The sequence below is a fragment of the Kitasatospora sp. NPDC101157 genome, assembly GCF_044768255.1.
Taxonomy (GTDB): domain Bacteria; phylum Actinomycetota; class Actinomycetes; order Streptomycetales; family Streptomycetaceae; genus Kitasatospora.
The window spans coordinates 622,410-642,066 of record NZ_JBIWPL010000001.1; the positions used below are offsets into that span (position 1 = coordinate 622,410).

Consider the following 19,657-nt stretch of genomic DNA (forward strand, 5'->3'; position numbering starts at 1 on the left):
TCAGTAGAATTTTGCAGAATGCAAAGATTGCCTTATAACTGAGGCATGATCGAGGCCCGCCATCTGCGCGTCCTGCGTGCCGTCGCCCGCACCGGCTCCTTCTCCGCCGCCGCCCGCGAGCTGGGGTGTACGCAGCCTGCCATCAGCCAGCAGATGAAGGCCCTGGAGAAGTCGGTGGACACCCCGCTGGTGGTCCGCTCGGGCCGTGGGATGCAGCTCAGCGAGGCCGGGCGGGTCCTGCTCAAGCATGCCACCGGAATCCTGGCCGGGCTCTCGGCCGCCGAGGAGGAGGTCGCCGCGATCGCCGGGCTGCGGGCCGGGCGGGTGCGGCTGGTCTCCTTCCCGACCGCGAGTTCCACCCTGGTGCCGCCCGCGGTCGCCCGCCTGCGGGACAGCCATCCGGGGGTGCGCGTGTCGCTGGTCGAGGCCGAGCCGCCGGAGTCGCTGGCGATGCTGCGCGGCGGCGAGTGCGAGATCGCCCTGGCCTTCCGCTACCCGCAGTCCGACGGTGCGGCCGCGGCGCCCGGGCCCGCGCACGGCTCGCCGCGGGAGGCGCGGGCCGAGGCGAACCTGGAGGCGCAGCAGCTGTCGGCCGGTACCGACTGGTCCGACCTGGTGGTGACCCCGCTGCTGGACGACCCGCTGGTGGGCCTGCTGCCGGCCGGCCACCCGCTGGCCGGGCGGGGCGGTCCGGTGGGGCTGGCCGAACTGGCGGGGGAGCAGTGGATCGCCGGCTGCCCGCAGTGCCGGGGGCACCTGGTGGAGCTGTGCGCGGGGGCCGGCTTCGAGCCCCGGATCGACTTCGCGACCGACGACTACCCGGCGGTGGTCGGCCTGGTGGCGGCCGGGCTCGGGGTGGCGGTGCTGCCCCGGCTGGCCCTGCAGTCGGTGCGTCCTGACGGCGTGTCGACGGTGCCGGTGCGGACGGCCTCCGGGGTGCCGGCGGTGCGCCAGGTGGTGGCGCTGACCCTGCCCGACCTGGCCGAGGTCCCGGCCGTCGCGCTGATGCGGGAGCGGCTGGCGGGTGCGGCGGCCGACCGCTGACGGTCGGTGGCGGGGGCCCCGGCGCCCCCGAACGGCGCGGCAGCGGCCTGAGGCGCCGCGAAGAAACGTTTCTCCACGGCGCACCGCGGATGCGGGTCTAGCGGTGCGCGACCGCCGGCGGGGCCAGCGGGACCTCCACCAGGCGGTGCCGCGAGCGGCCCAGCATCTCCTCGCGTTCGTCCTCCGTCATCCCGCCCCAGACGCCGTACGGCTCACGGACCGCCAGGGCGTGCGCGGCGCACTCCGCGATCACCGGGCAGCGCATGCACACCTCCTTGGCGCTGGCCTCGCGCGAACTGCGCGCCGCCCCGCGTTCGCCCTCGGGGTGGAAGAAGAGCGAGCTGTCCACGCCGCGGCAGGCTGCCGAGAGCTGCCAGTCCCAGAGGTCCGCGTTGGGACCGGGGAGGCGGGAGAAATCTGCCATGGCTCATTCCCTTCAGAGGCGGTCGGCGGCAGCCGGGCTCTTCGGCGGGCTGCTGCCGAGCGGTGCCCGGCGGGGCGTCCCGCGCTGGTGTGGACACCTGGAAATATGACTTAAGGCAACTCCATGGACAAGTCACCCACACCCGGGCACAACAGTCAATGACCATAGGAAAGCTATAAAAACGGGCAAAGTGGGCAAGGGTTTTCGTTGGGCCCGGGCGTGGCAATCGGGTGGCCCGGGGGGCGCGCGACACGCCGCACCGGTGTGCGGGTCGTACGCCGACCGCGCGCGAGCTGCGCAAAAGTGCGGCGTGTGCACCGCGCTGCGGCTGATCGGTAATGGGTTGGCCACGTACAGTGGTGGAGACGGCCTGAGGGCCGTAACTCATTCGAGTGACGGTCGTTGGAAGTGCGGAGGCGGTTAGCGGGCGCCGGACGTCGGGAACGATCGCGGGCAAGTCGGGGCGATCAGTACGAAGTCTGTCGCCGATCGGCCGTGTCGGAGAGGTTCGTACCAGCCAGGAGGCTCAACGTGACGCGGATCAGCTGCGGAGGACGACGGTCATGACTTCCGTTCTCGTTTGCGACGATTCCCCGCTCGCCCGCGAGGCGCTTCGCCGCGCCGTCGCGACCGTACCCGGTGTGGACCGGGTCACCACCGCGACGAACGGGGAGGAGGTCCTCCGCCGCTGGGTGGCCGACCGCTCCGATCTCGTCCTGATGGACGTCCGGATGCCCGGCCTCGGCGGGGTCGAGACGGTCCGGCGGCTGCTGTCCGCCGACCCGGGCGCCCGGATCATCATGCTCACCGTCGCCGAGGACCTCGACGGCGTCGCGCTCGCGGTGGCCGCGGGCGCCCGCGGGTACCTGCACAAGGACGCCTCGCGCGCCGAACTGCGGGCCACCGTCACCCAGGCGCTCGCCGACCCGACGTGGCGGCTCGCCCCGCGCCGGCTGCGCAGCCCCGACATGGGCGCGGCGCCGACCCTGACGGCACGTGAGATCCAGGTGCTGGAGGGCATGAGCCACGGACGCAGCAACGCCGAGATCGGGCGCGAGCTGTTCCTGTCCGAGGACACCGTGAAGACCCACGCCCGACGGCTGTTCAAGAAGCTCGGGGCCTCCGACCGCGCCCACGCGGTGGCGCTGGGTTTCCGCTGGGGCCTGGTCCGCTGACCACCGGCGCCGCCGTCGGCCGCGGCGCGCCGCCGTCGAATTCCGGAGCGGGGGCCGCACAGGCGTGTGACGTTACGGTCCCGAGGTTGCACCATGGAGGAGTGGAGCACCTCGGGGACCAGCGGACAGGCACTGCGGCGAACCACACAGCCGCAGGACACTCGGCGGACGGCGCGACGGACGGGACCACCCAGGGCGGCGGGGCGGGAGGCGGCACGGTGCAGGAGGGGCCGGTGGTGCGCGGCACGCCGTACGGCGCCGCAGCGCATAACGTTCCGGTGCACAACTCCGGACGCGGTGCCGCGTTTTCCCGGTCGACCAGGCACCATGGACCGATGCGCGACGATGTCGCCGGTGTGGCCGGCCAGGCGGACCCGGGGGAGGCCGAGCCCTCCGACCCGGGCCACGATCCGTCGTACGCGGAATCCGGCGGCCCCGCTGCCGAGGTCGGTCCGGGACGCCCCCCGGTGCTCGGCACGGGAGGCTCGCCCCTGGTCGGCGAACTGGTCGCGGCCGCCGTGCGCGGCGAGGGCCCGGCCATCGACGCGCTGCTCGCCTACGTCCACCCGCTCGCGCTGCGGTACTGCCGCGCCAAGCTGGTCCGGCTGCCCGGCGGGGCCCGGCACCACGTCGACGACGTGGCCCAGGAGGTCTGCGTCGCCGTGCTGTGCGCGCTGCCCCGGTACAAGGACCAGGGGCGGCCGTTCGAGGCCTTCGTCTACGGCATCGCCGCCCACAAGATCGCCGACCTGCAGAGGGCCGCGATGCGCGGCCCCGGCTCGACCGTGGTGCCGCAGGACGACCTGCCGGAGGTCCCGGACGAGGCGCTCGGCCCGGAGGAGCAGGCGCTGCTCAGCAGTGATGCGGCCTGGGCCAAGGAACTGCTCTCCAACCTGCCGGCCCGTCAGCGCGAACTGGTGCTGCTGCGGGTGGCCGCCGGACTGTCGGCGGAGGAGACCGGCGAGGTGCTCGGGATGTCGCCGGGGGCCGTCCGGGTGGCCCAGCACCGGGCGCTCAGCCGGCTGCGGGCGCTCGCGGAGGAGTCCTCCTGACCCTCCGGGGCGGAGGGGCGCAGGCCGGCGCGGTTCCGGCGAGCGGAATGGGGGTGCGGGGGTCCTTGTTGTCAAGGGCACACGAGGGCACATTCGCGGTGCCAGTACCATGGGGTATCGGCGCCTGGGCAGGTTGCCAAAGTTTCGCGGGTGCGCAGGCGGTTCCTTTGGAGGTTCCTCCAAGTCACCCGGCTTTCGGCGGTCTGTGCGAGTGAGCGATCAACGCGCCCCTCCCTCTGGGCGCGAGCGGATTAGGCCGGCCACGGAAGGTACTCCCCAAATGTCTTACAACGCCGCAGGCGTACCCGAGAAGTTCGCCATGCTCGGGCTCACGTTCGATGACGTCCTGCTGCTGCCCGGGGCTTCCGAGGTGCTGCCGAACCAGGTCGACACCTCCTCCCGGGTCTCCCGGAACGTCCGCGTCAACATCCCGCTGCTGTCCGCGGCGATGGACAAGGTCACCGAGGCGCGGATGGCCATCGCGATGGCCCGTCAGGGCGGCGTCGGCGTGCTGCACCGCAACCTCTCGGTCGAGGACCAGGCCAACCAGGTCGACCTGGTGAAGCGCTCCGAGTCCGGCATGGTCACCGACCCGATCACGGTCGGCCCGGACACCACGCTGGCCGAGGCCGACGCACTGTGCGCCAAGTTCCGCATCTCCGGCGTGCCGATCGCGGACGAGGCCGGCAAGCTGCTCGGCATCGTCACCAACCGTGACATGGCCTTCGAGTCGGACCGCAGCCGCCAGGTCCGCGAGATCATGACCCCGATGCCGCTGATCACCGGCAAGGTCGGCATCTCGGGCGAGGACGCGATGGCGCTGCTGCGCCGCCACAAGATCGAGAAGCTTCCGCTGGTCGACGACGAGGGCCGGATCAAGGGCCTCATCACCGTCAAGGACTTCGTCAAGGCCGAGCAGTACCCGAACGCCGCCAAGGACGCCGAGGGCCGTCTGCTGGTCGGCGCCGCCGTCGGCGCCAGCGCCGAGGCCTTCGACCGGGCCCAGGCCCTGGTCGAGGCCGGCGTGGACTTCCTGGTCGTCGACACCTCGCACGGCCACAGCCACAACGCGCTGGCCTGGATCGAGAAGATCAAGTCGGCCGTCCGGGTCGACGTGGTCGGCGGCAACGTCGCCACCCGGGACGGCGCCCAGGCGCTGATCGACGCCGGCGTGGACGGTGTCAAGGTCGGCGTCGGCCCCGGCTCCATCTGCACCACCCGCGTCGTCGCCGGCATCGGCGTCCCGCAGATCACGGCCATCTACGAGGCCGCCCAGGCCTGCCGGGCGGCCGGCGTGCCGGTCATCGGCGACGGCGGCCTGCAGTACTCCGGCGACATCGGCAAGGCGCTGGCCGCCGGTGCCGACACCGTGATGCTGGGCTCGCTGCTGGCCGGCTGCGAGGAGTCCCCGGGCGAGCTGCTGTTCATCAATGGCAAGCAGTTCAAGTCCTACCGCGGCATGGGCTCGCTGGGTGCCATGCAGTCCCGCGGCCAGGGCCGCTCCTACTCCAAGGACCGCTACTTCCAGGCCGAGGTCGCCTCGGACGACAAGCTCGTCCCCGAGGGCATCGAGGGCCAGGTCCAGTACCGCGGCCCGCTGTCCGCCGTGCTGCACCAGCTGGTCGGCGGTCTGCGCCAGACCATGGGCTACGTCGGCGCCGGCACCATCGCCGAGATGGAGAGCAAGGGCCGCTTCGTCCGGATCACCTCGGCCGGCCTCAAGGAGAGCCACCCGCACGACATCCAGATGACCGTCGAGGCGCCGAACTACTCGGCCCGCTGAGCGTACTGATCGGCCGGACCGCCTGAGGGGCCCGTCGCTGCACCGCAGCGGCGGGCCCCCGTGCGTCCGGGGCGTGGGCCGTCGGGGCGCCGTCGGCGGTAGTACGGGATACTGGGGTCGGCCGGGGTGACCCGGCGGGCATGAGCAACAAACCAGAAGGGCTCGAAGTGACTGAGATCGAGATCGGGCGAGGCAAGCGCGGCCGCCGGGCGTACGCCTTCGACGACATCGCCGTCGTCCCCAGCCGCCGTACGCGTGACCCGAAGGAGGTCTCGATCGCCTGGCAGATCGACGCCTACCGCTTCGAGCTGCCGTTCCTGGCCGCCCCCATGGACAGCGTGGTCTCGCCGCAGCAGGCCATCGCCATCGGCCGCCTCGGCGGCCTGGGCGTGCTGAACCTCGAAGGCCTCTGGACCCGCTACGAGGACCCGCAGCCGCTGCTGGACGAGATCGCCTCGATCACCGACCAGGCCAGCGCGACCCGCCGACTGCAGGAGATCTACGCCGCGCCGATCCGCGCCGAGCTGATCAAGCAGCGGATCCAGGAGATCCGCGACTCCGGTGTGGTCACCGCCGCCGCGCTCTCGCCGCAGCGCACCGCCGAGTTCTCCAAGGCCGTCGTGGACGCCGGGGTCGACGTCTTCGTCATCCGCGGCACCACCGTCTCGGCCGAGCACGTCTCCAGTGCCGCCGAGCCGCTCAACCTCAAGCAGTTCATCTACGAACTGGACGTCCCGGTGATCGTCGGCGGCTGCGCCACGTACACCGCCGCGCTGCACCTGATGCGGACCGGCGCGGCCGGCGTGCTGGTCGGGTTCGGCGGCGGGGCGGCCCACACCACCCGCAACGTGCTGGGCATCCAGGTGCCGATGGCGACCGCGGTCGCGGACGTGGCGGCGGCGCGGCGCGACTACATGGACGAGTCCGGCGGGCGCTACGTGCACGTGATCGCGGACGGCGGGGTCGGGTACAGCGGCGACATCCCGAAGGCGGTGGCCTGCGGCGCGGACGCGGTGATGATCGGCGCCGCGCTGGCCCGGGCCACGGATGCTCCGGGGAAGGGGTTCCACTGGGGGATGGAGGCCGTCCACGAGGAGCTTCCGCGCGGGAAGCGGGTGGACCTCGGGACGGTCGGCACCACGGAGGAGATCCTGACGGGGCCGTCGCACACGCCGGACGGGACGATGAACCTGTTCGGGGCGCTGCGGCGGGCGATGGCTACTACGGGGTACACGGAGCTGAAGGAGTTCCAGCGGGTCGAGGTGACGGTGAATCCGGCGCTGGCTCACCGCTGAGGGGATTGAGGCTGTTCGGGGGGTTGCTGTTGGGGGTGGGGCTTTCGGGAGGGTGGGTGACGCCGGGGGCGGTTCCGGGGGTGGGTGGGGGGGGGGGGGGGGGCGGGGGGGGGCCCCCCCCCCCCCCCGGGCGGGGGGGGCCGGGGGTGTGTGGGGGTCCCCGGCCCCGCCTCTCTCGCAGCTACCTTCGACCGCCCGTTCCACGGGCGCCTGCTGCCGGTGCCCCTTTTGCGGCGTGCCCTCCGCCGCCTCTTCTACTGCCTCTGCGGCAGTCACCCCTTGCTCAGCGCATCCCCCTGTGATGTGTTCCCGGAGGGGTGGTCAGGTGCGGGTGGCGGTGCGGCGGGTGAGGAGGAAGCCGCCGGTCAGGGCTATGGCGTAGAAGGCGAGGTCGAGGGGGCGTAGGTCGGCGCGCCAGGAGGTGAGGGTGTGCTGGAGGAGGGTGCGGGGGGTGGTGGTGTCGGCGTGGACGAGGCGGAGCTGCTGGATGAGCTGGCCGAGGAGGAGGGCGCCGGCGGAGAGGAGGGCGCCGAGGGGCGGGAGTAAGCGGTTCCGGCCGCCGAGCAGGCCCAGGGGGAGGGAGACCAGGCCGGCTTGGGCGATGGTCAGCCAGCCGAGGCTGTCGGCGGCGCGCAGGGGGGCGCAGCCGTAGGCGAGGCCGGCGAGGAGGGCGGCGAGCGGGGCGAGGAGGAGGGCGAGGCCGGTGCGGCGGCGGGGTTTGCGGCGGTGGGGGGTGGGGGTGCCGGGGTCGTAGCCGGTGACGGGGACGCCGGGCATGCCGGGGGCGACGTAGCCCTCGGGGGTGTCCAGGACGGGTGCGACCGAGTAGTGCTGGGCGGTGCGCGGTCGGATCGATGGTCCGTCAGTGCCCGGCGTGGGTGCGGTCATGGGCGTCGAGTCCCCCCGGAAAGACTATGAGCTGCCGAACGGTAGCAGCGGTTCGGGCAGATCTTGGCGAGTTTTCGATCACAGATCGGGCACAGAGCGTCGCACCCGTTCCGGTTCGTCCCGGCTTGGGCCGGGGGGCGGGTGGTAGTCGCCCCTCCGGACAGGGGATGATGGAGGCTTGGGCGTTCGGGCCCTGGCCGGGCCGACGCGCCGTCACCACGACCGCCAGCAGCACATGGGGGAACGTTCCGAATGACCCAGGCGCAGGGTTCCACCGGCCGCCTCCTGGCCGGCCGATACCGGCTGAACGGTGTGCTCGGACGCGGTGGCATGGGCACCGTCTGGCGCGCCGAGGACGAGATGCTGGGCCGGACCGTCGCGGTCAAGGAACTGCGGATGAACGCCAGCGTCGAGGAGGAGGAGAAGCACCGGCTGATCGTCCGGACGCTGCGCGAGGCGAAGGCGACGGCGCGGATCCGGCACAACTCGGCGGTGACCGTCTTCGACGTGGTCGACGAGGACGACCGGCCGTGGATCGTCATGGAGCTGGTCGAGTCCCGTTCGCTGGCCGACGTCGTCCGGGAGGACGGGCCGCTGACGCCCGTCCGGGCGGCGGAGATCGCGCTGGACGTGCTGGGCGTGCTGAGCGCGGCGCACGCGCTGGGCATCCTGCACCGGGACGTGAAGCCGTCCAACGTGCTGATCGGCGAGGACGGCCGGGTCGTGCTCACCGACTTCGGGATCGCCAGCGTGGAGGGCGACGCCTCGATCACCTCGACCGGGATGCTGGTCGGCGCGCCCTCGTACATATCCCCGGAGCGGGCGCGCGGGCAGAAGCCCGGGCCGCCGGCCGACCTGTGGTCGCTGGGCGGCACGCTGTACGCGATGGTCGAGGGGCGTCCGCCGTACGACCGCGGCTCGGCGCTGGCCACCCTGACCGCGGTGATGACCGAGGAGCTGAGCACGCCGGCGAACGCCGGGCCGCTGCTGCCGGTGATCGAGGGGCTGCTGGAGAAGGACCCGGCGAAGCGGCTGGACGCCTCGCAGACCCGGTCGATGCTCAAGCGGGTGGTGGCGGAGGCGACCGCGAAGGCCGAGTCGACGACCGAGCACGCGATGCCGGTCGGGGCGGTGGCGGACGCGGACTCGGTGGCGGAGAAGGGCAGGACCGGCGAGAAGGCCGGGGACGAGGGGGAGAAGGCAGGGGCGGCGGCGGAGACGCCCAAGCGGACCGTGGGCGGGTTGCTGGGAACGGTCCGGGTGGGCAGCCGGGCGCGGGACGAGGAGCCCGTCGCGGAGGCTGCCGCCGAGCCGGTGCCGGTGCCGGCGCCTGATCCCGAGCCGATCCGACCGGTGACCAGCGAGTGGACGATGGGGGCGACCCAGGCGGCCGGGGCCGACCCGCGTACGGGGCGGCGGCGGTTGGCGGTGGTCACCGTGGTGCTGGTGCTGCTGTTGATCGCCGGGATCCTCGCGGTGGTTCAGGCCGTGGGTGGCGGGGACGGGAACGCGAAGGGGGAGAGCACCCACAGCGCGGGGGCCACCTCGCCGGTCGCGGCGACCAGTGAGGCCACCACGCCGAGTCGGAGTCCGGAGGCGACCGTGACGGAGTCGGCTCCTGCTCCCGCGGAGCCGACCGGCACGACGGGGGCCACGGCTGCTGCGCCCCCGGCGTCCCGGGCCCCGGCGACCGAGCCGGCTCCGACGCAGACCACGGGCGGCGCGGTGCCTGCGGGTTACCACGCGTACCAGGATCCGAGCGGGTTCTCCGTGACGCTGCCGGACTGGTTGCAGCCGGCCGGGTCGGACTCCAACCGGCGGATCTTCAAGAACCCGGCCGACGGCAGCCAGCTGCGGATCGAGTGGACGACCTCGCCGGGTGCGAGCGCCCTCGCCGACTGGCAGGATTCGGAGCCCACCATCCGTGGCCAGGTGACGAACTACCAGCGGCTGAACCTGGCCGCGATCACCTACCGGCAGTGGACCAACGCGGCGGACTGGGAGTGGACCAACGGCACGCCCAAGACGCACTCGCTCAACCGGGGCTTCGTGACCGGGAATCCGGCCAAGTACGGTTACGCGATCTACTGGATCGTCCCGGACGCGCAGTGGGCCGCGCAGGCCTCCGCCCGGGACGTCGTGTTCGACAGCTTCCAGCCGGCGCCGTAGGGCTCAGCCGATCAGGCGCTGCTTGGCGCGGCTGAACTCCTCCTCGGTGAGTGCTCCGGAGGCGCGCAGGGCGGCCAGGCGCTCCAGCTGGTCGATGAGCTGGTCGCCGGTGGCGGGAGCGGTGCGGGAGAGCGCCGGCGGTTGCGGCGTGGCGCGGGCGGTCCGGGCGGTCTCGCGGATCCGCTCGGCGAAGGGCTCGGCCTTGATCACGTCCTCGAAGCGGTGGGAGCCGGTCAGGGCGACGACGGTGAGCACCTCGCCGTTCAACTTGGTGCGGGCCACGGTGGCGTCGGTGACGGCCGTGAGCGGAACCGGTACCGGTGGCTTCCCGTCCTTCAGGAAGAGCAGTCGGTGGGTGGTGAGCACCAGCACGCCCCGGCGGAAGTGGTCGGGGTGCCGCCCGGCCGTGGAGGCCACCGGTTCCTCGCCGTCGATGACGGCCGCTTCGACCGTGCGGACGGCCTCGGCCTGGTTGGCTTGGTTGCTGTTGCCCGCCACTTTGAAGGCGGTGTCGATCAGATCGGTCCAGTCCATGGGATCGAGCCTAAAGGAGCCGCTCAGTAGGCTGTTCGGTGAGCGAGAGGAACTGGCATGCGAGGCGGCCCCGGCCAGTTGATGGCGGGTCGGTACCGGCTGACGGACCGTCCCGAACTGCTGCGAGCCTTCGCGGTGGACGAGCACACCGGCGAGTCGGTGCTGCTGCGCGCCGTGGAGCTGCCCGCTTTGTTGACCTCCGGGCAGGACCCCGACGAGCCCAATCCCGGGCACGGGGACCGGCTGGTGCGGCGGGTGGCGGCGGTCGGTTCGACCGCGCCGGGCTGGCATCCGCGGCTGCTGCGCGGGGTCGGCGCCTTCGTCGACGGCGAGTTGCTGTGGACGGTGGAGGAGCGGCCGGCGGGCCGGACGCTGGCCGAGCTGCTCACCGCCGGGCCGCTCCCGCCGTACCGGGCGGCCGAGTTGGCGGCGGACCTGGCCGGTGCGCTGCGGGCGCTGCACGAGGCCGGGCTCACCCACGGCAATGTGACCGCCGAGTCGGTGCTGGTCTGCGAGGACGGTGCGGCGATGCTCGGGGGGCTGCTCGCCGGGGTGGCGCAGGAGGCGCTGGCCGAGGACCTCGGCGGGCCGGGCGGGCGGCGGCGGTACGAGGTGCGGGCCACGCTGGTGGGTCCGGTGGCCGAGCGCTGGCCGCTGGACGGCGGCCCGGCGGGGGACTGCTGGGCGCTCGGGGCGTTGCTGCAGCGGATGGTGACCGGTCGCTCGCCGTTCCTGGAGGTCGGGGTGCCGGAGCTGGTGACGGCGGTCCGCGAGGGCCGGCGTGAACCGTCGGTGGTCTGCGGGCCGTTGGCACCCTTGGTCGAACGGCTGCTGCAGCCCGATCCGACGCTGCGGCCGGCGGCCCCGGCGGTGCGGGGCGAGTTGGCGGCGCTGCTGGCGGGCGCGCCGGAGCCGGTCGACGAGGAGCGGACGGCGCGGGAGGTGGAGCTGAAGCCGGAGGCGCCGTTGGTGCCGTTGCGGCCGCGCCGGCGCGGGCGTCCGGGTGGGCGCGCGCCGGAGTCCGGCGGGGCGCGGGGTGGCGGGAGCTCCCGGATACCACCGGCCATGCTGGGACCGCTGCTGGTGGGCGGAGTGTTCCTGCTGCTGGTCCTGGGCATCGTCGCCGTGGTGCTGTTCGCGGGCTGACGGCCCGGGTACCCGCCGGTGCGCAGGTCCGGGGGGTGGGCGAGATTACCGGGCTCGGCGAGGTGCGCCTAGGGTGTCCGTGGAATCTGTTCGAACAGTGGTCTGCAGCGGGCTTTCCGCCGCGGTGACGGCAAGTGGAATCGAGAGGGGGAGCGGTCGCCGATGGGCGTGCAGGACCGGCCGGAGGCGGCCGAGGCGGAGCGGTTGCTGGCCGGGCGGTACGAGCTCGGTGAGCGGCTCGGCCGGGGCGGTATGGGCACGGTCTGGCGGGCCTGGGACCGGATGCTGGACCGCGAGGTCGCGGTCAAGGAGCTGACCGTCAACCACCTGCCGGAGGAGGACCTGCAGATCCTGCACACGCGGATGAAGCGCGAGGCGAGCGCCGCCGCCAGGATCAAGCACCCCGGTGTGATCACCGTGCACGACGTGCTGGAGCAGGACGGCCGGCCGTGGATCGTGATGGAGCTGGTCGACGGCCGTTCGCTGGCCGACGTGATCAGCCAGGACGGCACCCTGCCGCCGCGCGCCGCCGCCGAGGTCGGCAGCCAGGTGCTCGCCGCGCTGCACCGCGGCCACCAGCTCGGGGTGCTGCACCGGGACGTCAAGCCGGCCAACGTGCTGCTGGAGCGCGGTACCGGGCGGGTGGTGCTGCTGGACTTCGGCATCGCCAAGTACGAGGGCTCGACCGAGCTGACCCGGCCGGGCGACCTGGTCGGCTCGCCGGACTACCTGGCGCCCGAGCGCGCCCAGGGCGAGCGGCCCGGGCCGGCCTCCGACCTGTGGGGCCTCGGGGCGACGCTGTACGCGGCGGTCGAGGGCCAGTCGCCGTTCCGCCGGGACTCGCCGATCACCACGCTGGCCGCGGTGGTCGACGAGCCGCTGCCGGAGTCGCGCCGGGCCGGGCCGCTCGGGCCGGTGCTGGCCGCGCTGATGGCCAAGGACCCGGCCGACCGGCCGAGCGCGGACGAGGCGGCCCGGATGCTGGCCGAGGTGCAGGCCGGGCACACCATGGGGCTGTCGTCGGTGGTGCCGTCGGCCGCGCCGGTGCGCACGCCCACCCAGTCGGTGCCGGTGGTGGACCGCAACGAGGGGCCGGACGGGACCGCCAAGCCGTCGGTGGTGGGCTCGGAGGACCCGACCGACGCGCGTCCGGCCGGGATCGCGCCGACCGCCGTGTCGTCGGTCGCCGTGCCGTTCGAGGTGCCCGTCGTGGCCGCCGGGCAGGCGCACACCCCGGTCGGTGCGCCGGTCGCGCACTCCTCCGCGCCCGCTGCCGGTCCGGCCGGACGCCGCAAGCGGCTGAGGCTCCTCGCCATCGCCGTGGCGGTCGGCGTGCTGGCCGCCGGAGCGGCCTTCCTCGCCACCCGGCAGCTGACCGACCCCCCGGGCGCCGACCCCACCCCGACCGCGCAGCCGGACACCCCCGAACCCTCCGACGTGCCGGCGACCGGCGACGCGACCCCCGGGGCGCCCGCCCCCGCCGGCTACCACTGGGTCGACGACCAGGCCGGCTTCCGCTTCCCGCTGCCGACCGGGAACCCCGCCTGGCAGCGCAGCCTCGGCACCGACAGCAACCAGATCTTCTACAGCCCCGACAACCGGGTGCACTACCTGCAGTTCGCGGTCACCGTCGGGCAGTCGGTCAAGCCCTTGGACCACATGCGGCAGATGGAGGTCAACGTCTCCAAGTCGCTCAAGGACTACAAGCAGCACCGGATGGCCGGCGCCGTGGTCAACGGCCACGAGGCGGCCACCTGGGAGTTCAGCTACGCGGCCAAGGAGGGCGGACGCCGGCGGGCGATCGAGACCGAGTTCATCGACGAGGACGGCACCGCCTACGCGATCTACGCGTCCAGTCCCGACAAGGGCGACGACTGGCAGCAGGCCGAGCAGCGGTTCACCACGGTCCTCAACCACTTCACACCGACCCGCTGAGCCGGGGCGCACGGCTGGGCGGTGAGGGCGGAGCGCCCCGCTTTCGCCCGACTGCGGCAGATTCTTGTTACCGACGGGTACCGCGCCGGGCGCCGAAGGCCTAGGCTGCGCCGTATGTCGGACCTCACAGCAGACGCAGTGGCCACCGAACACCCCGGCGCCCCCGCGGGCGGCAACCCGACCGCCCCCGGCGGCGGCCGGACCGTCGCGACCGCCGTCCCCCGGTCCCTGGTCGACCGGCTGGCCACCGGGGTCACCGCCACCGCCGAGCCCAACGTGGTGGAGACCGTCGCCCCGCTGACCGGTGAGCGGCTGGCCGGTCTGCCGCAGTCCACCCCGGCCGACGTCGAGGTCGCCTTCCAGCTGGCCCGCCGCGCCCAGGCCGCCTGGGCCGCGCTGCCGGTGCGCCGCCGCGCGGCCGTGCTGCTGCGCTTCCACGACCTGCTGCTCAAGCGGCAGGACGAGGTGCTGGACCTCGTCCAGGCCGAGACCGGCAAGGCCCGGCTGCACGCCTTCGAGGAGGTCCTGGCCGTCGCCATGGCCGCCCGGCACTACGGGCGCGCCGCCCAGGGCTACCTGAAGGACCGGCGCCGCGGCGGTGCGCTGCCGGTGCTCACCCACACCGTGGAGGCCCGCCGGCCGAAGGGGGTGGTGGGCCACATCTCGCCGTGGAACTACCCGCTGGAGCTGTGCGTCGGGGACCTGCTGCCCGCCTTCGTGGCCGGCAACGCGGTGGTCAACAAGCCCGACACCCAGACCGCGCTGACCGGGCTGTGGGCCCGGGAGCTGCTGATCGAGGCCGGGCTGCCGGCCGACCTGTGGCAGGTCGTGATCGGCGACGGCCCGGTGATCGGCCCCGCCGTGGTGGAGCACGCCGACTACGTCTCCTTCACCGGCTCCACCCGTACCGGCCGCGAGGTCGCCCAGCGCGCCGCCGCCCGGCTGGTCGGCGCCTCGCTCGAACTCGGCGGCAAGAACGCCATGCTGGTGCTCTCCGACGCCGACGTCGACGCGGCCGCCGCGGGCGCCGTACGGGCCTGCTTCTCCTCCGCCGGGCAGCTGTGCATCTCGATCGAGCGGCTGCTGGTGCACCGCTCGGTGGCCGACCGGTTCCTGGAACGCTTCGTCGCCCGCACCCGGGCGCTGCGCCTGGGCGGCGGCCTGGCGTACGGCGCCGACATGGGCTCGCTGGTCTCCGCCCGGCAGCTGGAGACCACCACCCGGCACGTGGAGGAGGCGGTCAAGGCCGGCGCCACCGTGCTGACCGGCGGGCGGGCCCGGCCCGACCTCGGCCCGTACTTCTACGAGCCGACCGTCCTGGACGGGGTGACCCCGGAGATGGCGGTCTGCGCGGAGGAGACCTTCGGCCCGGTCGTCGCGGTCTACCGCTTCGACACCGAGGAGGAGGCGGTCGCCGCCGCCAACTCCACGCCGTACGGCCTGAACTCCAGCGTCTGGACCAGGGACCTGCGGCGCGGCCGGGCGGTCGCGGCCCGGCTGCGCACCGGGACGGTCAACGTCAACGAGGCCTACGCGGCCGCGTACGGCTCGGTGGCCGCGCCGATGGGCGGCATGGGCGACTCGGGGCTGGGCCGGCGGCACGGCGCCGACGGCATCCTGCGCTTCACCGAGGCGCAGACCATCGCCACCCAGCGGCTGATGCCGATCGCGCCCTCGTTCGGGCTGGACGACAAGCAGTTCGCCGCCGTGATGACCGGCGGGCTGCGGGCGCTCAAGGCGCTGCGCTTCAAGTAGGGCCGTGCGGTTCGAGCAGGGCCGCGGTCCGCGCGGCGCCGACCGGGCTTTCCCCAGGCAGTTTCGATCCCCGAAGGAGCAGTGGCAGATGGTGGAGTCCGGCGGTTCGGCGGAGTTCGACTACGACGTGGTCGTGGTCGGCTCCGGCTTCGGCGGTTCGGTCGCGGCGCTGCGGCTGACCGAGAAGGGCTACCGGGTCGCCGTCCTGGAGGCCGGGCGGCGCTTCGAGCGGGACGAACTGCCGCGGAACTCCTGGGACCTGCCGAACTACCTGTGGGCGCCGCAGCTCGGGCTGTACGGCATCCAGCGGATCCACCTGCTGGCCAACGTGCTGATCCTGGCCGGCGCCGGGGTCGGCGGCGGGTCGCTGAACTACGCCAACACCCTGTACGTGCCGCCGAAGGCCTTCTTCGAGGACCGCCAGTGGCGCCACATCACCGACTGGCAGGAGGAGTTGGCGCCGTTCTACGACCAGGCGCAGCGGATGCTGGGGGTCCGGCTGAACCCGACCGTCACCCCGTCCGACGTCCACCTCAGGGCGGCGGCCGAGAAGATGGGCGTCGGGGACACCTTCCACATGGCGCCGGTCGGCGTCTTCTTCGGGGACGGCAAGGACACCGACGGCACCACCAGGGCGGCACCCGGCGAGGAGGTCGCCGACCCCTACTTCGGCGGCGCCGGCCCGGCCCGCAAGGCCTGCGTGGAGTGCGGCGAGTGCATGACCGGCTGCCGGCACGGCGCCAAGAACATGCTCACCGAGAACTACCTGTACCTGGCGGAGCGGGGCGGCGCGGAGATCCACCCGCTGACCACGGTGGCCCGGATCCGCGAGCTCGGGGGAGCCGACGGGCCCCGCGGCTACGCGGTGGACGTGCGCCGCACCGACTCCCGGTCGAGGACCGACCGGGTGAAGGCGGGTGCCCGGACCATCACCGCGGCCCGGGTGGTGGTCGCGGCCGGCACCTACGGCACCCAGTCGCTGCTGCACCGGATGCGGGACGCCGGCCACCTGCCCCGGATCTCCGACCGGCTCGGCGAGCTGACCCGCACCAACTCCGAGGCGCTGGTGGGCGCGCAGACCACCGACCGGCGCTACGGCACCAAGGCGGACTTCACCAAGGGCGTCGCGATCACCTCCTCGATCCACCCGGACGCCAACACCCACATCGAGCCGGTTCGCTACGGCAAGGGCTCCAACGCGATGGGCGCGCTGTCGATCGCCCAGGTCAAGGGCGGTGGCAGGGCCCCGCGCTGGCTGCGCTACCTGGGCAACTCGGTGCTCCACCCGGTGACCTTCGGCCGCTCGATGAACCAGCGCGGCTGGTCCGAGAAGACGATCATCGGCCTGGTGATGCAGTCGCTGGACAACTCCATCACCGTCTCGCTCAAGAAGGGCCCGCTCGGCAAGCCCCGGCTCACCTCCAGCCAGGGCCACGGCGAGCCCAACCCGACCTGGATCCCGGCCGCCGAGAAGGGTGCCCAGGCGCTGGCCGACGAGATCAACGGCTTCCCGGGAAGCACCGTCGGCGAGATCTTCGACATCCCGATGACCGCGCACTTCCTCGGCGGCTGCCCGATCGGCGACACCGCCGAGACCGGAGTGGTCGACCCGTACCACCGGCTGTACGGGCACCCCGGGATCAGCGTGGTGGACGGCGCGGCCGTCTCCGCCAACCTCGGCGTCAACCCCTCGCTCACCATCACCGCGCAGGCCGAGCGCGCCCTGTCGATGTGGCCCAACAAGGGCGAGGCGGACCGGCGCCCGGCACAGGGTGAGGCCTACCGTCGGGTCGACCCGGTCGCGCCGGTGCGCCCGGCCGTGCCGGAGGGCGCCTTCGGGGCGCTGCGACTGCCGATGCTGCCCGTCCCGGAGGTCCCGAAGAAGCGCGGCTGAACCGGCTCCGGAGGCCAATCCGACGGCGTCGCTTTCCGGTTGACACCCGTTCGGGTCCGATGGGATAAACGGGCTCCCTGGGGGGACCCGGGACTCGTCGAGCGGGGGGAATGCGGTCCATGGCCAACTGCGCATCGTGCGGCGCGACTTCGGTGGAGGGGGCGCCCGCCTGCGGCTCGTGCGGACGGCCGGCGGCACCCCCGCCCCCGGCGGCACCCCCGCCCCCGACGGCCGTCGCGCCGCCCGCCGTACCGCAGCCGGCCGGGCCCCCCGGGTACTACCCGCCGCCGCCCGGTCCGGGGGCGGGCGCCGGGTACCCGCCGGTCGGCGGACCGCCCGCGGTGGGCAGTTGGGGCGCCGGGCAGCCGTACTACCCGAAGGGAGCCCGGTCGCCGCTGCTGCGTCGGCTGACCGGCGCGGACTGGGGACCGGCGCTGCGGACGGCCGCCGGGCCGACCGCGGTGCTGCTGCTGGCGGCGCTGGTCGCGGCGGTCCCGAGCGACTACACCCTCGACCAGGCCTTCCCGACCCCCGAATTCGGCGACCGCTTCCTCTCCACCCTGGCGATGGCGCTGAACGCGCTGGGCGCGCCGTTCCGGCTCGGCTTCCACAACCCGATCACCCGCGGCCGCTCGGAGAACCTGGACGTCACCTTCTGGGCGGTGCCGATGACGGTCACCGTCCTGTGGTGCCTGGCGCTCTGGCTCGGCCTGCGGGCCGGGCTGCGCCGGCGCAAGGCCGACGGCTCCCAGCTGACCCGCGGCCAGGCGGCCGGTGAGGCGCTGCGCACGGCGGTGGTGCTCGGACTGGTGACCGTGGTGCTCGGCCTGGTCGCCGGCACCAGCTGGAACCCGGGGAGCAGCGACGACGACTACTACGGCTCCGCCCCGGGCCTCGGGAAGCCGTCCCTCGACACGGGCTCCGGCTGGGTCTGGGCACTCGGCTGGACCCTCCTGGTGGGCGGGCTGCTGGCCTTCACCGTCTACGGCACCGACGCGATGCGCTGGGCCGCCTGGCGCAGCCGGGCGGTGCGCGGCTGGGCGGTGGCCGCGCTGACGGCGGGCCAGGCGCTCGCGCTGACCCTGGGCCTGGTCTCGGTGACGGCCTTCGTGCTGATCGCCGCCAACAGCGACCAGGACTGGCAGACGCCGGTCTCGCTGGCCTTCCTGCCCAACCTCGGTCTGCTGCTGCTCGGCCTGGGTTCGGGCGCCACCGTCCGGTCGGACACCACCAGGGGAGCCGTCCCGGGGTGGAGCGACTACGGCGACAGCCACCGGGAGTTCTCCTTCTTCGACCTGCACGGAGAGAGCGCGGACTGGCGCTGGACCGGTCTGCTGGCGCTCGCCGCGGCGGGCCTGCTCGGCTGGACGGCCTACCGGCGGCGGCTGGACACGGCCGACCGGTTCCGGCTGGCGGCGGTGTACGCGGTGCTGCTGGTCGCGCTGACGGCGGCCTCCGGCGGGCTGTTCAGCACCTCGATGTCCCTCCAGGGGGCGACCTCCGGCGGCTGGGGCGGCGCGGACGACGCGCCCTCCACCCAGGACACCTCGGTGGGGCTGGCGTTCCTCAGTCTGCTGCTGGCCGGTGCGGTCTGGGCGCTGGCCGGTGCGCTGCTGGTGCCCGCGCTGCTGGCGGCGCTCGGCGGCCGGAGCGCGACGGCACCGTACGGTGCGGTACCGCCGGGCGGGGCGTACGGCCCGGTGCCGCCGGAGGCGCCGCATCCCGGCGGACCCGGCTACGCGGGCCCGCCGCCCGGATCGGTGCCGGGCGTGATGCCGCCCGGAGTGCCCCCGCAGGCGCCGCCGTACGGCCCGGTGCCACCGGCGGTGCCGCACCCGGCCGGGCCGGTGGCGGACACGCCGGTGATCGGGGTGAGCGAGGTGCTCGGCTCGCACGACGCGCCGCCCGCGCCCGCCGCCGGGACGCCGCCGCGGCCCGGGGCCGCGCCGCGGCCGCCGGAGGAACCGGTCGACCCGAGCGTCTGGCGCGACCACCCGTAGGACGCGACCACCCGTGCCAGAGGTGGAAAGGGCAAAGGGCCCCGCGGGGGTACGGGGCCCTTTGTCGCTCAGCACTCGGCGTCAGGGCTGCGCCAGGTGCTGGGGGTGACGGCGCCGGGGGAGGAGCGCCGTCCTGTCGGTCGGTTCGTGGTCGTGCCCCTTCGGTGCCGGCGTGGGTGGCCGGCGAGCGGGGCGCGCTTCCGTGTGGCGGCGGGGTCGGCGGGCAGGTCTGCGCCGGTCCCACGCTCACGGAGCGTGAAGTGAGAGCCGCTGTCGCCTTCCTGCGCGGCGACGGCGGAGACATCGGTCCGGGCCCCCGCGGCGTGCCTGCCGGCTGCCGGGAGAACCGTTCACAGGGAGCATCGTGCTGGACGGAGGGGCCGCTCTGCAACCGGTTCGGCGCAGTTCGAACCACTCCGTGTGCCGACGACGGTGGCCGAATGATCACGGTGCGTAGTGGTCGACAGGCTGCGGCGCACGGGGACGCGCGTAGCAGCGCGGGACGGTGGGGGAGGTGCGCCCGGAGCGCGCCCCGGATCGAACAATCGGTGCGACGGCCGGCT

Annotated in this window: 14 protein-coding genes; 11 read left to right on the forward strand and 3 right to left on the reverse strand. The window is 73.9% G+C overall.

Annotated features, from left to right (window positions below):
- The first annotated feature begins 45 nt into the window (after positions 1-45).
- Complete coding sequence (locus ACIRVF_RS02900; protein ID WP_402812685.1) at positions 46-1,044, forward strand: LysR family transcriptional regulator; 999 nt, start codon at positions 46-48, stop codon at positions 1,042-1,044.
- Positions 1,045-1,141: 97 nt separating this feature from the next.
- Here ACIRVF_RS02900 and ACIRVF_RS02905 read toward each other — a convergent pair whose 3' ends face one another.
- A complete protein-coding gene (locus ACIRVF_RS02905; RefSeq protein ID WP_380418051.1) occupies positions 1,142-1,468 on the reverse strand; it encodes a WhiB family transcriptional regulator in 327 nt (108 codons plus the stop codon).
- A 563-nt stretch (positions 1,469-2,031) separates the two neighbouring features.
- Between ACIRVF_RS02905 and ACIRVF_RS02910 the strand changes: the two genes are divergently transcribed.
- From ACIRVF_RS02910 to ACIRVF_RS02925, 4 genes are all read left to right on the forward strand, one after another.
- Positions 2,032-2,643: a response regulator transcription factor gene (locus ACIRVF_RS02910; protein ID WP_014136228.1), complete on the forward strand. Its 612-nt coding sequence runs from the start codon at positions 2,032-2,034 to the stop codon at positions 2,641-2,643.
- A 335-nt stretch (positions 2,644-2,978) separates the two neighbouring features.
- On the forward strand, positions 2,979-3,695 hold the full coding sequence (shbA, locus tag ACIRVF_RS02915; RefSeq protein WP_402812688.1) for an RNA polymerase sigma factor ShbA: 717 nt from the start codon (positions 2,979-2,981) through the stop codon (positions 3,693-3,695).
- 280 nt (positions 3,696-3,975) lie between these two features.
- Positions 3,976-5,478: an IMP dehydrogenase gene (guaB, locus tag ACIRVF_RS02920; RefSeq protein ID WP_380418054.1), complete on the forward strand. Its 1,503-nt coding sequence runs from the start codon at positions 3,976-3,978 to the stop codon at positions 5,476-5,478.
- Positions 5,479-5,645: 167 nt separating this feature from the next.
- A complete protein-coding gene (locus ACIRVF_RS02925) occupies positions 5,646-6,773 on the forward strand; it encodes a GuaB3 family IMP dehydrogenase-related protein (RefSeq protein WP_402812692.1) in 1,128 nt (375 codons plus the stop codon).
- 321 nt (positions 6,774-7,094) lie between these two features.
- Here ACIRVF_RS02925 and ACIRVF_RS02930 read toward each other — a convergent pair whose 3' ends face one another.
- Positions 7,095-7,661, reverse strand: coding sequence for a hypothetical protein (locus ACIRVF_RS02930; protein WP_402812695.1), 567 nt, complete (start codon positions 7,659-7,661; stop codon positions 7,095-7,097).
- Between the two features lie 252 nt (positions 7,662-7,913).
- Here ACIRVF_RS02930 and ACIRVF_RS02935 point away from each other — a divergent pair, with 252 nt between their 5' ends.
- A complete protein-coding gene (locus tag ACIRVF_RS02935; RefSeq protein WP_402812697.1) occupies positions 7,914-9,830 on the forward strand; it encodes a serine/threonine-protein kinase in 1,917 nt (638 codons plus the stop codon).
- 3 nt (positions 9,831-9,833) lie between these two features.
- Here the strand turns inward: ACIRVF_RS02935 and ACIRVF_RS02940 are convergent, their stop codons facing one another.
- Positions 9,834-10,364 carry an SHOCT domain-containing protein gene (locus ACIRVF_RS02940; RefSeq protein ID WP_402812700.1) on the reverse strand — a complete coding sequence of 177 codons (531 nt, stop codon included), beginning with the start codon at positions 10,362-10,364 and terminating at the stop codon, positions 9,834-9,836.
- Between the two features lie 57 nt (positions 10,365-10,421).
- On the opposite strand from ACIRVF_RS02940, the gene ACIRVF_RS02945 reads away from it, so the two are divergent.
- The 5 genes from ACIRVF_RS02945 (at position 10,422) to ACIRVF_RS02965 (ending at position 19,094) form a co-directional block, all read left to right on the forward strand.
- Entirely contained in the window at positions 10,422-11,510 is a 1,089-nt protein-coding gene (locus ACIRVF_RS02945) for a protein kinase (RefSeq protein ID WP_402812703.1), read from the forward strand.
- Positions 11,511-11,672: 162 nt separating this feature from the next.
- Entirely contained in the window at positions 11,673-13,445 is a 1,773-nt protein-coding gene (locus ACIRVF_RS02950) for a protein kinase (protein ID WP_402812705.1), read from the forward strand.
- A gap of 114 nt (positions 13,446-13,559) precedes the next feature.
- Positions 13,560-15,200 carry a succinic semialdehyde dehydrogenase gene (locus ACIRVF_RS02955; protein ID WP_402812708.1) on the forward strand — a complete coding sequence of 547 codons (1,641 nt, stop codon included), beginning with the start codon at positions 13,560-13,562 and terminating at the stop codon, positions 15,198-15,200.
- An 88-nt stretch (positions 15,201-15,288) separates the two neighbouring features.
- Positions 15,289-17,094, forward strand: a complete 1,806-nt coding sequence (locus ACIRVF_RS02960) for a GMC oxidoreductase (protein ID WP_402812710.1) — start codon at positions 15,289-15,291, stop codon at positions 17,092-17,094.
- A gap of 341 nt (positions 17,095-17,435) precedes the next feature.
- On the forward strand, positions 17,436-19,094 hold the full coding sequence (locus tag ACIRVF_RS02965) for a hypothetical protein (RefSeq protein ID WP_402812712.1): 1,659 nt from the start codon (positions 17,436-17,438) through the stop codon (positions 19,092-19,094).
- Positions 19,095-19,657 lie beyond the last annotated feature (563 nt).

Excerpts from the sequence above, each read along its gene's own strand:
- ACIRVF_RS02900 (WP_402812685.1), top strand. The coding sequence starts at position 46 with ATGATCGAGGCCCGCCATCTGCGCGTCCTGCGTGCCGTCGCCCGCACC.
- ACIRVF_RS02905 (WP_380418051.1), bottom strand. The coding sequence starts at position 1,468 with ATGGCAGATTTCTCCCGCCTCCCCGGTCCCAACGCGGACCTCTGGGAC.
- ACIRVF_RS02910 (WP_014136228.1), top strand. The coding sequence starts at position 2,032 with ATGACTTCCGTTCTCGTTTGCGACGATTCCCCGCTCGCCCGCGAGGCG.
- shbA (WP_402812688.1), top strand. The coding sequence starts at position 2,979 with ATGCGCGACGATGTCGCCGGTGTGGCCGGCCAGGCGGACCCGGGGGAG.
- guaB (WP_380418054.1), top strand. The coding sequence starts at position 3,976 with ATGTCTTACAACGCCGCAGGCGTACCCGAGAAGTTCGCCATGCTCGGG.
- ACIRVF_RS02930 (WP_402812695.1), bottom strand. The coding sequence starts at position 7,661 with ATGACCGCACCCACGCCGGGCACTGACGGACCATCGATCCGACCGCGC.
- ACIRVF_RS02935 (WP_402812697.1), top strand. The coding sequence starts at position 7,914 with ATGACCCAGGCGCAGGGTTCCACCGGCCGCCTCCTGGCCGGCCGATAC.
- ACIRVF_RS02940 (WP_402812700.1), bottom strand. The coding sequence starts at position 10,364 with ATGGACTGGACCGATCTGATCGACACCGCCTTCAAAGTGGCGGGCAAC.
- ACIRVF_RS02945 (WP_402812703.1), top strand. The coding sequence starts at position 10,422 with ATGCGAGGCGGCCCCGGCCAGTTGATGGCGGGTCGGTACCGGCTGACG.
- ACIRVF_RS02950 (WP_402812705.1), top strand. The coding sequence starts at position 11,673 with ATGGGCGTGCAGGACCGGCCGGAGGCGGCCGAGGCGGAGCGGTTGCTG.
- ACIRVF_RS02955 (WP_402812708.1), top strand. The coding sequence starts at position 13,560 with ATGTCGGACCTCACAGCAGACGCAGTGGCCACCGAACACCCCGGCGCC.
- ACIRVF_RS02960 (WP_402812710.1), top strand. The coding sequence starts at position 15,289 with ATGGTGGAGTCCGGCGGTTCGGCGGAGTTCGACTACGACGTGGTCGTG.